The sequence below is a fragment of the Jeongeupia chitinilytica genome, assembly GCF_014652315.1.
Taxonomy (GTDB): Bacteria; Pseudomonadota; Gammaproteobacteria; order Burkholderiales; family Chitinibacteraceae; genus Jeongeupia; species Jeongeupia chitinilytica.
Genome location: NZ_BMYO01000004.1, coordinates 255072 through 269176, shown reverse-complemented (window position 1 = coordinate 269176; position 14105 = coordinate 255072). Strand labels below are relative to the sequence as shown.

The 14105-nt window shown below is 66.4% G+C and carries 13 protein-coding genes; 6 read left to right on the top strand and 7 right to left on the bottom strand.

The window, feature by feature from the left end; all coding sequences use genetic code 11:
* Window position 1 precedes the first annotated feature (1 nt).
* From IE097_RS09165 to IE097_RS09155, 3 genes are all read right to left on the bottom strand, one after another.
* The gene (locus IE097_RS09165; RefSeq protein ID WP_189459990.1) at window positions 2–694 is read right to left on the bottom strand and encodes an acid phosphatase; all 693 of its coding nucleotides are present in this window, start codon (window positions 692–694) and stop codon (window positions 2–4) included.
* Between the two features lie 176 nt (window positions 695–870).
* Window positions 871–3309, bottom strand: coding sequence for a ferredoxin (locus IE097_RS09160; RefSeq protein WP_189459988.1), 2439 nt, complete (start codon window positions 3307–3309; stop codon window positions 871–873).
* Window positions 3310–3332: 23 nt separating this feature from the next.
* Window positions 3333–4253 (bottom strand): DUF808 domain-containing protein, encoded by a 921-nt coding sequence (locus IE097_RS09155; protein WP_189459986.1) that lies wholly within the window; start codon window positions 4251–4253, stop codon window positions 3333–3335.
* Window positions 4254–4397: 144 nt separating this feature from the next.
* On the opposite strand from IE097_RS09155, the gene IE097_RS09150 reads away from it, so the two are divergent.
* Window positions 4398–4634, top strand: a complete 237-nt coding sequence (locus IE097_RS09150) for an RNA-binding S4 domain-containing protein (RefSeq protein WP_189459984.1) — start codon at window positions 4398–4400, stop codon at window positions 4632–4634.
* Between the two features lie 172 nt (window positions 4635–4806).
* Here the strand turns inward: IE097_RS09150 and IE097_RS09145 are convergent, their stop codons facing one another.
* The gene (locus tag IE097_RS09145) at window positions 4807–5133 is read right to left on the bottom strand and encodes a BON domain-containing protein (RefSeq protein WP_189459982.1); all 327 of its coding nucleotides are present in this window, start codon (window positions 5131–5133) and stop codon (window positions 4807–4809) included.
* Window positions 5134–5435: 302 nt separating this feature from the next.
* Here IE097_RS09145 and IE097_RS09140 point away from each other — a divergent pair, with 302 nt between their 5' ends.
* Both IE097_RS09140 and IE097_RS09135 read left to right on the top strand, forming a co-directional pair.
* Window positions 5436–6890 carry an aryl-sulfate sulfotransferase gene (locus tag IE097_RS09140; RefSeq protein WP_189459980.1) on the top strand — a complete coding sequence of 485 codons (1455 nt, stop codon included), beginning with the start codon at window positions 5436–5438 and terminating at the stop codon, window positions 6888–6890.
* 262 nt (window positions 6891–7152) lie between these two features.
* Entirely contained in the window at window positions 7153–7506 is a 354-nt protein-coding gene (locus IE097_RS09135) for a DUF805 domain-containing protein (RefSeq protein ID WP_189459978.1), read from the top strand.
* A 226-nt stretch (window positions 7507–7732) separates the two neighbouring features.
* Here the strand turns inward: IE097_RS09135 and IE097_RS09130 are convergent, their stop codons facing one another.
* A complete protein-coding gene (locus IE097_RS09130) occupies window positions 7733–8221 on the bottom strand; it encodes a M48 metallopeptidase family protein (protein WP_189459976.1) in 489 nt (162 codons plus the stop codon).
* Window positions 8222–8276: 55 nt separating this feature from the next.
* Window positions 8277–9653, bottom strand: coding sequence for a chromate efflux transporter (gene chrA / locus IE097_RS09125; RefSeq protein WP_189459975.1), 1377 nt, complete (start codon window positions 9651–9653; stop codon window positions 8277–8279).
* A 152-nt stretch (window positions 9654–9805) separates the two neighbouring features.
* Here chrA and IE097_RS09120 point away from each other — a divergent pair, with 152 nt between their 5' ends.
* The 3 genes from IE097_RS09120 to IE097_RS09110 all read left to right on the top strand — a co-directional run bounded on the left by IE097_RS09120 (window position 9806) and on the right by IE097_RS09110 (window position 12867).
* A complete protein-coding gene (locus IE097_RS09120) occupies window positions 9806–11452 on the top strand; it encodes an NAD(P)/FAD-dependent oxidoreductase (protein WP_229797507.1) in 1647 nt (548 codons plus the stop codon).
* Window positions 11449–12024: a flavin reductase family protein gene (locus IE097_RS09115; RefSeq protein ID WP_189459973.1), complete on the top strand. Its 576-nt coding sequence runs from the start codon at window positions 11449–11451 to the stop codon at window positions 12022–12024. Before IE097_RS09120 ends, IE097_RS09115 begins: the two co-directional genes overlap by 4 nt.
* Window positions 12025–12126: 102 nt before the next feature.
* Window positions 12127–12867 (top strand): alpha/beta hydrolase, encoded by a 741-nt coding sequence (locus IE097_RS09110; RefSeq protein WP_189459971.1) that lies wholly within the window; start codon window positions 12127–12129, stop codon window positions 12865–12867.
* Window positions 12868–13045: 178 nt separating this feature from the next.
* Here the strand turns inward: IE097_RS09110 and IE097_RS09105 are convergent, their stop codons facing one another.
* Complete coding sequence (locus IE097_RS09105; RefSeq protein WP_189459969.1) at window positions 13046–14062, bottom strand: class I SAM-dependent rRNA methyltransferase; 1017 nt, start codon at window positions 14060–14062, stop codon at window positions 13046–13048.
* Window positions 14063–14105: the final 43 nt, after the last annotated feature.

Here is a 14105-nt window from a genome sequence, read left to right as displayed (position 1 = left end):
CTCAGAGTCCGAGCGCGGCGCGCAGTTCGGCACGGGCCGGGCCGTAGCCGGCCTGGAAGTCGGCATCGAGGAACAGCCGCTGCGCGATCAGCGCGCCGGCGGTACGTCCCATCACCGTGTCGGAGCGGTAGTGGATGCCGCCGATGATGCGGTTTTCGGCATAGGCGGCGGCGCGGGCGAACAGTGCATCCCGCTGTTCCGGCACCATGCTCGCCAGCACCGTCGCCATCAGGTAGCCGACGGTCGAATGACCGGACGGCCAGGCGCCCGAGGTCGAGAGCTTGACCACCGGTTTGACGTCCTTGTTCAGCATGTGCGGGCGCGGCCGCTTCCAGTAGTCCTTGGCCGGATCGACGACGGCGCCTTCGGTTTCGACCACGCGGGCGAAAAAGGCCGAGAACGCCGGCAGTGTGGCTTCGTTGAACTTGGGGCCCAGTACGTCGGCAAAGCGCCAGACGTTCTCGACCGCATCGGCCCTGGCCGCGGCTTCCATCGCCGGCGTACGCGATGCCTGGATCGTCAGCAGCTCGGCGATTTCCGCCTTGGTCTGCACCGAATCATTGGCCGGCGGTGCCGGCAGGAAACGGGTCAGGTCGACGTCTTTGGCGGTAATGAAGGGCTGCGCATCGGCGGCCAGTGCCGGGGTGAAACCCAGCGAGGCGAACAGGGCGAGGGCGGCGAAGGTGAGGCGCATGCGGGGTCTCCGGCTGGACGAAAACCCCGCAGCCTAGGCCCGCGAGATTGCAGGCCGATGACCGCGTCAGGCGGCCTTGGGCTTGAATGCACTCAGGGTGCACAGCTGCTCCGGCGAAACGCGCCTGTACGTGCGTGTACATGCGTGTACCCTTGTTGCAGGGCCGCTCGGTCCGTTCAGGTGTCGATGCTGATGCGGCGCCAGTAGTGCTGCCGATGCAGTTCGCCTTGCGGCAACCAGCGGCCATCACATTCGTGCAGTGCTTCTGCCGGTGCTTGCAGCAGCTCGGCGAGACGGAGTGAAAAGGGTTGCAGCGGCTTCGCTGAAGAACCGCTTTCCACGGCATAGTCGAGCCGTCCGGAAAACCGCTCGAAGCGGGGCAGACAGCCCAAGCCGTCCTTGTAGCGCCTCAGGGTTCTCGCCTGTGTATCCAGCAGCAACAGTCGCCATTCGTCCTCAGCCAGTCCGGCTTCGGCGTGGCGACGCACGTAGCGCGTCAGAGCCAGATAGCGCCCATCGTCGGACCAGATCATCGCCGGGCCGATATTCGCCAGTCCGCAGCCGGAGGTCGTGAGCAAATAGCCATCGATGCTGACGGCGACCCGGGTGTCGTCCGTCGGGAAGACCAGTTCCTCATCGAAACCGAATGCCGCCGCGGAATCGGTGCGGGATGGCGCAGGGTAAATGAAGTGGCCTTGCGTGAGCGAGTCCGGCGGCGACGCGATCGGGCGGAGTCGGGGCCGGACGTTCCAGCCTTGGTCGCCGTACACGAGGCAGGCTTGCTCGTAGTACAACCTGGAGGCCTTGCGTAGCGGCAGGAAGGCCAGCGCGTGCTCGGCCGGTGGCAAGGGCTGGTCAAAGCGCCGCAGCAGACCGGGATTACCCTGGCCGGGCGGTTGGTGCTCCGGCTCGTCGTAGCGACCGAGCAGGTAAATCAGGTGCAGCTGTTGTTGGACAAACCCCTGGAGCTGAACCCCGGGAAAAGGCGTGGCAGCCCAGTGCAGCACATCGCTTTCCAGGTCGGCAATGGCCAGTCGGGACGGCACGGCCGGGGCATCGGCAAAGGCGACCAGCGCCACGTAGCGGCCGCAGTCGGAAATGCGGTGGTCGATCAGCCATTCGCCTTCGAGCGTCCAGTCGCCGATCCGGCAGCGATACGCACCCAGCGTGCCGTCGCTGCTGTCGCGCAACCAGCGCCAGCTCACCCGGCGGCCTTGCCGTGCCGGCAGGCTTTCGAGGATGCAGGCGCTGCGTCCACCCGGGCCGTCGAGCGGTAGCAGCGCTTCCAGCTTGCATGATCCGACCTCCGTAGTGATCGCCCGACCGTCATTACCGAAATCGAGCGTCAGGGTGGGCGAAGAACTGGATAAAGTGCCGTGGTCGCCCCGACTCAGTTCGGGGGTGCTGAGGGATGTTTTCAGACGTGCCGCGTCATGGCCGAGCGCGACAAGGCCGGCGAGACCGCCGTGCGGCTCCCGCTCGAGCGATTGCCAGGGCTCGGCCAGTTGCCGCAATCCCCGACCCTGTTCCCAGTGCCAGAACGTACATTCTGCCGTTCTGGCCCAGGCCGTGCGGCAGACAAAGGCCTGGCCGTCGCTGCGCCAGACCAGCTCGGGGTCGGTATGGGCAAGCAGTAGACCGCTGGCGTGGCCGTCGATCCGGAGCTCGTCTCGGGGGCGATTCAATGGCGCCAGCGGCTCGTCGAGTGCCGCGAGCGATTCCGGTAGCCAAAGGTGCGCGGTGAGTTGCGCGCCATGGCTCTCCAGCACGCGCGGTTCGAGGCTGAGTTCACTTACTTCCGTTTCAGGAACCCACAGATCGCGAATCTGGACCAGCGGAATGGATTTGGCGTTCGCAAGCAGCGTGGCGATGTCGGCCTGGAATGCACGATCGTCGGTTCGCGGGTAGCAGCGGCCGTAGAGCGTGGTGTCGCTGACGTGATCCAGCTCCCAGAAACGCTCGTCGTTGCAGTGGTACAACTGGCGTTCGGCGCGATCAAAGACGAGCAGTTGCCATGCGCCACGGCTGGGCATCGGTGAAACGAAGTAGCGGCCGTCGCTGGAAAAGCGCGCCGACGGTGACGCACCGTCGATGACGCAGTGATCGAGCAGGTAGGTGAGGACTTGCGGCCCGCCCATCGCGATTTCGCTGTGATAGAGGACACGGACCGGTTCGCCCTCCGGTGTCCGGTAAGGCTCGTCGCCGCCCCATGCACTCCCGCCTTTGGGCAGATTCGGCGTGTCCGGGCTTTGCTCCGCGGTCAGCGACTTGCTGGTGCGCAGCTTGAATCGGCGCTCCATCCACATCTGTGCGAACAGGCCCGTGACGAAAACGCCGAAGCCGGCCGCGAGACCGGAAATCGGGCCGGGCATCGCGTCGACCACGCCGAGCGCCAATCCGATCGTCCAGAAAAACTGGGCCTGCATGAAGCGCAACGATACCGTGCCGTAGCATCGTTGGCTGATCAGCATCAGGACTGCGATGCAGAACCAGCCGGCAAGCCCTGCCGCTGCCGACAACCGAGCAGCAGCAGCGATCAGGACGATGATCCAGCCAATCTCGGCAAGTGCTGCCAGAGCAAGGCTCCCGATGGATTCATCGCTGCGGGTCGACACAGTGGCGTTGGCGTTGGTGTTGGTCAGGCGGACTTGGGCCTGAAGGCGCCGGCGATCCTGCCGAACACCGACACGACGCCCAGCACGACGGTTCCGGCAACGATGCCGAACAGGCCGTTCAGCACGGTCGGGACGATGAAGCCGGCCGGGCCGCAGGCGGCCGCGGCGGCGTCGATCGCGTGGTGCACCACCGGCAGCCCATGGGCGAGGATGCCGCCGCCGACGAGGAACATTGCCGCTGTGCCGACGACGGTCAGTGCCTTCATCAGCCACGGCGCAAAGCCGAGCAGGCCGCGGCCGAAGGCGCGCACGGCGGCGTTCTTGCTGGTGCGGTCCAGATGCAGGCCGATGTCGTCGAGCTTGACGATGCCGGCGACGAAGCCGTAAACGCCGACGGTCATGATCACGGCGATGCCGGCCAGCACGGCCAGCTGGTTGACGAAACTGGCACCGGCAACGGTGCCGAGCGCGATGACGATGATTTCGGCCGACAGCACGAAGTCGGTGCGGATCGCGCCCTTGATCTTGTCCTTCTCGTACGCGACGAGGTCGACGGCCGGGTCGGCCAGTGCTTCGATGCGCTCGGCGTGTGCGGCTTCGTCCTTGCCGTGGAACAGCTTGTGCGCGAGTTTCTCGACGCCCTCGAAGCACAGGTAGGCGCCGCCGATCATCAGCAGCGGAATCACCAGCTTCGGCGCGAAGGCGCTGATCGCCAGCGCCGCCGGCACCAGGATCAGCTTGTTGCGCACCGATCCCATCGCCACCGCCCAGACGACCGGCAGCTCGCGTTCGGCGCGCACGCCCGAGACCTGTTCGGCATTCAGCGCCAGATCGTCGCCGAGCACGCCGGCGGTCTTTTTCGCGGCGACCTTGGTCATCACCGCGACGTCGTCGAGGACCGAGGCGATATCGTCGATCAAGGCCAGTAGGCTGGTTCCTGCCATTGCGGTGTTCCTAGTCAGAGGGGGCGGTCGGGATGCGTATTATGCGCGAACGGCTTGCCGCCGCCAGTACCTTGCAACGCTGAAAGGAAGGCGGCCGGATCCCGGTGCTAGAATCGCGTTTTAGCCATTGCCGCCGGGCCTGACATGCAAACGCTTGAAGTCGAAATCTACGACGAATACATCGCGCTGAACGATCTGCTGAAACTGTGCGGCGTGGTCGACAGCGGTGCGGCCGGCAAGGCGCTGGTCGCCAGCGGCGTGGTGATGGTCGACGGCGTGCAGGAACTGCGCAAGACCAACAAGATCCGTCCGGGCATGCAGGTGCAGGTCGAGGATGCGGTGCTGATCCATGTCGTTGCCGGCAGCGGACAGGCCGACTAGGAGCGGCGACCCTGCCGGTTGTGCCAGCTGCCGTACTGCGCGTGCGGTCTGCGTTTCGTACGCCTTGCCGGCATCGCTGCGCCGGGATCCGTTGTCCGCTACAGCCCGGACGTTAAATGACGAACGGCGTGCCCGCGGGCATGCCGTTCTTGCATTCGCAGACGCCGGAGGATCAGTTCTTCGGCATCAGGTTGTTGTCGACGTAGCGTACGCCCTTGACCTTCTCGGCAATCATGCCGGCCTGGGCCATGTCGGCGCCGCTGGCGACGCTGCCGTCGAGCTTCACGTCTTCGCCCTTGCCGGTGACCTTGATGTCGAAGCCCTTCAGCGACGGATCGGCGTCGAGCGCGGTTTTCACTGCGGCGGCCAGTGCGGCGTCCTTCAGTGCGGCCGGCTTTTCGGCGGCGGCCGGGGCGGCGGTCTTTTCCGGGACCGAGCTGCAGGCAGCCAGTGCGAGACCGAGGGCGGCGGCGATGCCGAGGCGGGTAATGGTGTTCATGGCACATCTCCTGAATCTGTTGTTCTAGGCGCAGCACGCCCGGTGCCCGCGATTGTGTTGCTGCTTTGTTGCAGGCAGATGAAAAGTCATGGCGCCGACGGCGCTGTTGCCGATGCAGCATCGCTGCTGCAAACCGGGACGCCGTTGCTGCGTTTTCAGCAGGCAATCGGCGGCGCTGCAGTGCGGTTTTTCACGGCCTGGCAAGCCGAAGGCGACGGTCGCGGGCGGGTCCGGGCCATGGCGCGACGGCGGGCACGCCGATTGCAAGAGCGAGGACATTTCTCCCGCGCAGGATTGCAACCATGGGCTTCCCCTCCGTCTACCCGACCGGTGTCACCGTCTACAACCCGGCCAAAGCCGCTCCCGGCTATACGCTGCTGCACGCGCCCGATGTCGGCGTCGTCCTGCTCGACCTGAACGGCCGCGAGGTGCAGGTCTGGAAAGACCTGCAGGGCTTCCCGCCCAAGCTGCTGCCGGGCGGCCAGCTGCTGGCCAGCAGCGGCAACCGCGATCCGAAACACGCGTTCCAGGACCAGATCGACCTGGTGCAGGTCGACTGGGACGGCCACATCGTCTGGCGCTTCAGCCAGCTTGAAGAGGTCAGCGATCCCGGCAGCGAAACCCGCTGGGTCGCGCGCCAGCACCATGATTTCCAGCGCGCCGGCAATCCGGTCGGCTACTACGCGCCGGGACAGACACCGCAGACCGATGGCGGCAATACCCTGCTCCTAGTGCACGAGGAAGTGCACAACCCGGCGATTTCCGACCATGTGCTGCTCGACGACCGCATCGTCGAAGTGGGCTGGGACGGCCGGCTGCTGTGGTCATGGCGCGCCAGCGACCACATCGACGAACTTGGGTTCTCCGATGCGGCCCGCACCGCGCTGTTCCGGAACCCGAATCTGCGCCAGCTGGCCGACCGGCAGGTCGGCGACTGGCTGCACATCAATTCGCTCTCTGCACTCGGCCCGAACCGCCATTACGACGCAGGCGACGCGCGCTTCCATCCGGACAACCTGATCTGGGATGCGCGCGAAGCCAACATCATCGCCATCGTCGACAAGCAGAGCGGCGCCATCGTCTGGCGGCTCGGCCCCGATTACGACGGCAACGACGCAGAGAAAAAGCTCGGCTGGATCATCGGCCAGCACCACGCGCACCTGATCCCCCGCGGCCTGCCCGGCGAGGGCAACCTGCTGGTATTCGACAACGGCGGCTGGGCCGGTTACGGCGCGCCGCATCCGGCGTCGCCGGACGGCCTGCAGCACGTACGCCGCGACTACTCGCGCGTGCTCGAGATCGATCCGGTGACACTGGACGTCGTCTGGCAGTACACGCCGGCCGAAGCGGGCTTCGTGATCCCGCTCGACGCCCAGCGCTTCTACAGCCCCTTCGTCAGCAGCGCCCAGCGCCTGTCCAACGGCAATACCCTGATCACCGAAGGCAGCAACGGGCGGATTTTCGAAGTCACTGCCGATCACGAGCTGGTGTGGGAATACCTCAGCCCGTACCGGGGCAAGACCTACCCGCTGCATCTGCTCTACCGCGCCTACCGCGCACCGTACGACTGGGTGCCGCAGCTGCCGACACCGGTGGAAACGGCCGTCGAACGGCTGGTCCCGGCGTCGTTCCACGTGCCGGGCGCTGCAAACGAGCGGCGGCGCGAAGTGACGGTGCAGGGCGTGCAGGCCGGTGTGCCGGATTCGGCGTTTTGCGTGGCCGTGAGCAGGGATGCCGGGCGATCGGAGCTGCGCTAGCGCGGGAAATCGGGCCGGGCCGCCCGTGGCCAGGGGGCCGGCAAGTGGCCATCGTGGCATGTGCAAAGGCCGTCGCCCAATTCATACAGATCGTGAAAGGTTGTGAAGGGAAAGTAAGTGCCTGGGGTACGATCAGGCATTGCTTGACTTGCGCGCGGACCGATGGAGTTCGGTGTCGTGCTGTTGCAGGCGAAGCAGGGGGCCTCGGACCGGCATTCCCCCGGTGCCGTCCGGTTCACGATCAGGGGAGGAGGAGAACAAGATGAATTGGTATCTGGAAGTGCTGAAGAAATATGCGGTTTTTTCGGGCCGGGCACGCCGCAAGGAGTACTGGATGTTCACGCTGTTCAACATCATTTTTGCGTTGGCGCTGGGGGTGATCGAGGCGATCATTTCGAGTAACGGCCTTCTGGGCATCGTTTACAGTCTGGCCTTGCTGATCCCAGGGGTTGCCGTTTCGGTGCGCCGTCTCCACGACACCGATCACAGCGGCTGGTGGCTGCTGATCGGCCTGATCCCGATCATCGGCGTGATCGTGCTGCTGGTCTTCATGGTGCAGGAGGGTGGCGCCAGCGAGAACCAGTACGGCCCCGATCCCAAGGCCCTGGCTGCCTAGGTCGTTGTCTGCCGGTGGCATGAATGACGGGGGCTGCGGCCCCCGTTCCGCATGCTGCGGCTGCACCGGTCGTCATTCGCGCCGGCGGATCCGGCGGTCCTGTTGCATGACGACCGCCTGTTCGGGCCTCTGTCGGTGGACGGCTACGTGCCGTGCCCCGGACCGCGGTTCTCCGAATCGGCCCGGGCCGGACCCCAGCCGGCGTTGAACACGCGTTGACGCGGCCTCAGCACGCCTCCCGCCATGTCAGCCAGACCCGCAAGTCGAATTCCAGCTGGTGATAATCCGGTTCCATATGGCAGCACAGCTGGTAGAAGGCCTTGTTGTGGTCCTTCTCCTTCAGGTGGGCCAGTTCGTGGGCGACGATCATCGACAGGAACTCGCCCGGCGCGTCGCGGAACAGTGTGGCGATGCGGATTTCGTTCTTGCGCTTGAGCCTGCCGCCCTGCACCCGGCTGGCGAAGGTGTTGGTGCCCAGCGTGCCGGCCAGCAACCCCAGCGCGTTGTCGTACTGGATCTTGGCCAGCGGCGGTGCGTTCTTCAGGTAGCGCTGCTTGCGCTCGCTCACATAGTCGTACAGCGCGCGGTCGGTCTGCACCGGATTGCGTTGCGGATACTTGCGCTCGAGCTTGAGGCCGAGTTCGCCCGAGTCGAGCAGCGCGCCGACCTGATCGACGAGCTGGGCCGGATAACCGGCGAGGTAGGGGTAGTCCATGCGCCGATTAAACCACGACCGGAATGCGCCCGGCCGTGGTGAAAATGTCGTACGTTCATCGGCCGAGCTGCAACAGCAGGCCGAGCAGCGCGCAGCCGGCGATCACGTGGATGACGTTGCGCTTGAAGCGGAACAGCGCGATCGCTGCCATCAGCGCGATGGCGGCGGCGGGCCAGTCGAAGGCGCCGCCGAAGCCGGCCGGCCACAGCACGTGGTAGCCGAAGAACAGCGCCAGATTGACGATGACGCCGACGACGGCGGCGGTGATCGCCGTCAGCGGCGCGGTGAACTTCAGATCGTCGTGCGTGGCTTCGACCAGCGGTCCGCCGGCGAGGATGAACACGAACGACGGCAGGAAGGTGAACCAGGTGACCAGCGTCGCGGCAAAAGCGCCGGCGACGAAGGCCAGGTCGGCGCCGAAATGCGCCTGCACATAGCCGCCAACGAAGCCGACGAAGGCGACGACCATGATCAGCGGCCCCGGCGTGGTTTCACCGAGCGCCAGCCCGTCGATCATCTGCGAAGGCTGAAGCCAGCCGTAGTGGCTCACCGCGCCCTGGTACACATAGGGCAGCACCGCGTAGGCGCCGCCGAAGGTCAGCAGTGCGGCCTTGGTGAAGAACCAGCCCATCTGCGTGTACGCGTGCGCCCAGCCGAAACCGGCGGTCAGCAGCGCCATCGGCAGTGCCCACAGCAGGCCGCCGATGACGGCGACGCGGACCAGCCCGGCCCAGCGGAAGCGGGCATGCGCGGGTGTCGGGGTGTCGTCGTCGATCAGCGCCGGGCCGTAGGACTTGCTGCCCGGGCCGTGGCCGCCACCGGCACGGAAGGTGGAAGGCGAAATCCGCCCGCCGACGTAGCCGATCAGCGCCGCCGCGGCGACGATCGCAGGAAACGGCAGCTTGAGCGCGAAGATCGCCACGAAGGCCAGCGCGGCGATGGCCCACAGCGTCCGGTTCTTCAGCGCCCGGCCGCCGATCCGGTGCGCGGCGTGCAGCACTATGGCGGTCACCGCCGGCTTGATGCCGTAGAACAGCCCGGCGACCAGCGGTACCTTGCCGAAAGCAATGTAGATCCACGACAGCGCGATCAGGATGACGAGCGACGGCAGGACGAACAGCGCACCGGCGACGATGCCGCCGCGCGTGCGGTGCATCAGCCAGCCGATATAGGTCGCCAGTTGCTGGGCCTCGGGGCCGGGCAGCACCATGCAGTAGTTCAGCGCATGCAGGAAGCGCCGCTCGGAAATCCAGCGCCGGCGCTCGACCAGCTCCTGGTGCATGATCGCGATCTGCCCGGCCGGGCCGCCGAAGCTGATGAAGCCGAGCTTGAGCCAGAACAGCAGCGCCTGCCAGAAGCCGACGTCGGCGGGACGGTCGGTGACCGGCGGGGCGACGGGGGGATCGGTGATCGTCGGGTCGGCGCGGTGCATCGGTTTCTCGGCTGGTCGGCGGGCGCCGAAGTATAGATGGCAAGCTGTTGCATTGCACAACGGCTCCGTCCGCCCGGACGTGAATCGTTGCGCGGATGTCGCCGGGCGGCGCTGCCAGCCCCTGCGGGGCATCCGGTACAATGACCGGTTTTATGCCGTCCCTGCTGCCGACCATGTTGCGACTCACCGAAATCAAGCTGCCGCTGAACCATGCCGAGGACGAGCTGCGTGCCGCCGTACTCGCCAAGCTCGGGATCAAGCCGGCCGATCTGGTCGGTTTCACGGTGTTCCAGCGCGCCTACGACGCGCGCAAGAAGGCCAACATCCTGCTGGTGTACTCGCTCGATTGCGAGGTGCGCAACGAGGCCGCGCTGCTGAAGCGCTTTGCCAATGACCGCCATGTGCAGCCGACGCCGGACATGGCCTATCGCTTCGTCGCGCAGGCGCCGGCCAACATCGCCAAACGGCCACTCGTCGTCGGCTTCGGCCCTTGCGGCCTGTTCGCGGCGCTGGTGCTGGCGCAGATGGGCTTCAGGCCCATCGTGCTCGAGCGCGGCAAGGCGGTGCGCGAGCGCACCAAGGACACCTGGGGGCTGTGGCGCAAGCGCGAGCTGAACCCCGATTCGAACGTGCAGTTCGGCGAAGGCGGGGCCGGTACGTTCTCGGACGGCAAGCTCTACAGCCAGATCCGCGATCCGCGCTTCCTCGGCCGCAAGGTGATCAAGGAGTTCGTCGAGGCCGGTGCGCCGGAAGAGATCGCATACGTCAGCAAGCCGCACATCGGCACGTTCCGGCTGGTCAGCATGATCGAGCAGATGCGCGAGAAGATCATCGCGCTCGGCGGCGAGATCCGCTTCAACAGCCGGGTCCAGGACCTGATCCTCGAACCGGCAGGGGACGATCAGCGGCAGATCCGCGGCGTCGTGCTTGCCGACGGTTCGACGATCGAGTCGGACCACGTCGTGCTGGCGCTCGGCCACAGTGCACGAGATACCTTCGAGATGCTGCACGGCCATGGCGTGTTCATGGAAGCCAAGCCGTTCTCGGTCGGCTTCCGGATCGAGCACCCGCAATCGGTGATCGACGCCGCTCGCTTCGGCCCGAACGCCGGCAACCCGATTCTCGGCGCCGCCGACTACAAGCTGGTCCACCACGCCAGCAACGGCCGCACCGTCTACAGCTTCTGCATGTGCCCGGGCGGCACCGTCGTCGCCGCAACCAGCGAGGAAGGCCGCGTCGTCACCAACGGCATGAGCCAGTACTCGCGCAACGAGCGCAACGCCAACTCGGGCTTCGTCGTCGGCATCGACCCGCGCGACTATCCGGGCGGCGTGCTGGCCGGAATCGAATTCCAGCGCCAGCTCGAAGCCAATGCCTTCGTCGTCGGCGGCAGCAACTACAACGCGCCGGCGCAGCTGGTGGGCGATTTCCTTGAAGGCCGCGCATCGACCGACGCCGGTTCGGTTACGCCGTCGTACACGCCGGGCGTGACCTGGACCGATCTGGCGCAAACGCTGCCGGCGTACGCGATCGAGGCGATGCGCGAGGCGATTCCGGCGTTCGAGCGGCAGATCAGGGGTTACTCGATGGCCGACGCGGTGCTGACCGGCGTCGAGACGCGCACCAGCGCGCCGTTGCGCATTACCCGCGGCAAGGAGAACTACCAGAGCCTGAACGTGCGCGGCCTGTTCCCGGCCGGCGAAGGTGCCGGTTACGCCGGCGGCATCCTGTCGGCCGGCGTCGACGGCATCGAGGTTGCCGAAGCGGTCGCGCTGGCGATGACCGGAGCACAGGCATGAGCGCGCCGGTCGAAGTGCCACTGAAGGATGCCTACAAGCTGCTCACCCACGGTCCGACCGTGCTGGTCAGCAGCGCCCACGGCGACGCGCGCAACGTGATGACCGCGGCGTGGAACACCGTGCTCGATTTCGATCCGCCCAAGCTCGTCGTCGTCGTCGACAAGCACACGTACACGCGCGGGCTGATCGAAGCCAGCGGCGAACTGGTGGTGCAGGTACCGACGCGCGATCAGGCGGCGCTGGCCTACGCGCTCGGCAACGAATCGGGCCGCGACGGCGACAAGTTCGCCCGCCACGGCATCACCACCTTTGCCGGCAGCAAGGTTGGCGCACCGCTGCTCGAGGGTTGCCATGCGTGGCTCGAGTGCCGGGTGATCCCGGAGCCGCACAACCAGCAGACCTACGATTTGTTCATCGTCGAAGTCACTGCCGCATGGGCCAATCCGGCGGTGTACCGCGACGGCCGCTGGCTGGATGCACCCGAGCAGCCGGGCAGCATCCACCACGTGGCCGGCGGCGCGTTCTTCGAGGCCGGCGGCATGTTCAGCGTCGCCGGAGAAACACTGGGCTGACCGTCACGATTGTCATTGCGCACAGTCGCGCTGCGGATCGGTTCTACCGGCGTGGCGTGCGGCTGCCTATCGTTGGCACACACCAACGACAAGGAGACGACGATGACATCACGCACGCTGTGGGTTGCCCTGATGCTGGCACTGGGCGCCGGCGGCCCGGCACTGGCCAAGGCCCCGAAACGCAAGCCGGCCGAACAGCAGGCCGAGGCACCGAAACCGGCATTCACCGCCGTGTCGTTCACCACCGACGACGGCATCAAGCTCGACGGCCGGCGCTACGGCAAGGGCGACGCGTGGATCGTCCTGTCGCACCAGTCCAACCGTGATCAGACCAGCTGGGAAGATTTCGCCACGGCGCTGGTCAAGGACGGCTATACGGTGCTCAGTTACGACTTCCGCGGCTTCGGCCGGTCGCAGGGCAAGCAGACGCCGGCCGACGCCGGCCGCGACCTGCTCGCCGCGGTGGCCTTTGCGCGCAGCGAAGGCGCGCAGCGGCTCGGCCTGGTCGGCGCCAGCATGGGCGCGATCGCAACGGTCCCGGCTGCCGTACAGGCGGCACCGCAGGCCGTGGTGCTGCTGTCGATTTCGCCGTCGTACAACGGACTGGCCGCGAGCGACGATGCGCTGAAGGCACTGGCCGTGCCGCGCCTGTTCGTCAGCGCGAAGTACGATTTTTCCCACGCCGACACCGAAAGAATGGCCGCAACGGCCGGCGCGGCCGATACGCTGATCGTGTCGGGCGGCGGCGGTCACGGCGCCGACATCCTCGGTGGTGGCGACGGCGCGGCGATCCAGAAAAAAGTCGTCGCCTTCCTCGAAACCAACGTACCGCCAACGAAGTAGACGCGCCGATCGCCCCATGGAAAAAGCCGCCTCTACGGGCGGCTTTTTCTATCGAAGCGGCTGGAAAAGCCCGGCGCAGCGGTACTGGCTAGGCGTACGAACACGTCCCACAGGGACTCCCTCCGGTCGCAACGGTACAGGACCGGCAAGCGAGTACAGCCGGCAGGGCAGTCGCGCCTCAGACGCGCAGCAGCGCGATCTTGAGCGGCGGCTTGCCGTCCGGGCTCGGGAAGTCGGCTTCCGGCGCGATCCATTCGACGTCTCGGATGACCCGGTCGACCTTCTTCGCGCTGCGCTGCATCTGGTCGAGCCAGGCGTCGCGGTCGACCGAGGCGACGTTGTTGCAGCAGACCAGCGTGCCGCCTTCGGCGGTCGACAGCAGAGCCGGCTTGAACAGGGCCGAGTAGTCGTTGACCAGGTCGACGACGCCGAAAATGCCCTTCGAATAACGCGGCGGGTCGAGGAAGACCAGATCGAACGCGGTCTTTTCCAGCTTCGGGAACGGCGGCAGGCGCTTGCCGCGCACCACGCGCGGCTGGCCGAGGCCCGAGTACTGGCGCAGCGCGGCAAAGGCGTCGCACTGCACGTAGCGCAAGGTGTGGCCGAGGCCGTTGAGGCGCGAGTTTTCCTTGCCGACCAGCAGGCTCGATTCGGCGAAGTCGACGTTGGTGACGAGCGAGGCGCCGGCCTTGGCCGCGGCGATGCCGACGCCGCAGGTGTAGGCGAACAGGTTGAGCACGTTCTTGCCCTTGGCTTCCTGCATCACGCGGCGACGGCCGGCTCGGAGGTCGAGGAACAGCCACGGATCCTGCCCGGCATGGCGCGCCTGGAAGCGGTAGTTGACGCCGATTTCCTGCACGATGCGCGGCTCCGTGGCGATCTCCAGCTGCTCGGTCGAGAGCTTGTTGGCGACGCGCGAATTGGGCTGGCTGCGGTCGTTCCAGATCACCGGCAGGCCGGCATGGTGGCGACCGTAGAAACCCTCGATTGCCGCGAGTTCGTCGGCCTCGAGCGGTTCGTGGAAGCTCTGCACCAGGATCGCATCGCCGTAGCGGTCGACGGTCAGGCCCGGTTCGCCCTCGACGCTGCCGTGGAACAGCCGGTAGGCGTCGGTTTTTTCGGCGTGAAGTTTGGCAATCAGGTCACCGCGGGCGTCGAGCGCGGCGGCAAGCAGGTCGGTCAGGGCAGAGGACATGGGAGAATCCGGATCAGGAGTACACGATTGCCGGCAATGGTAA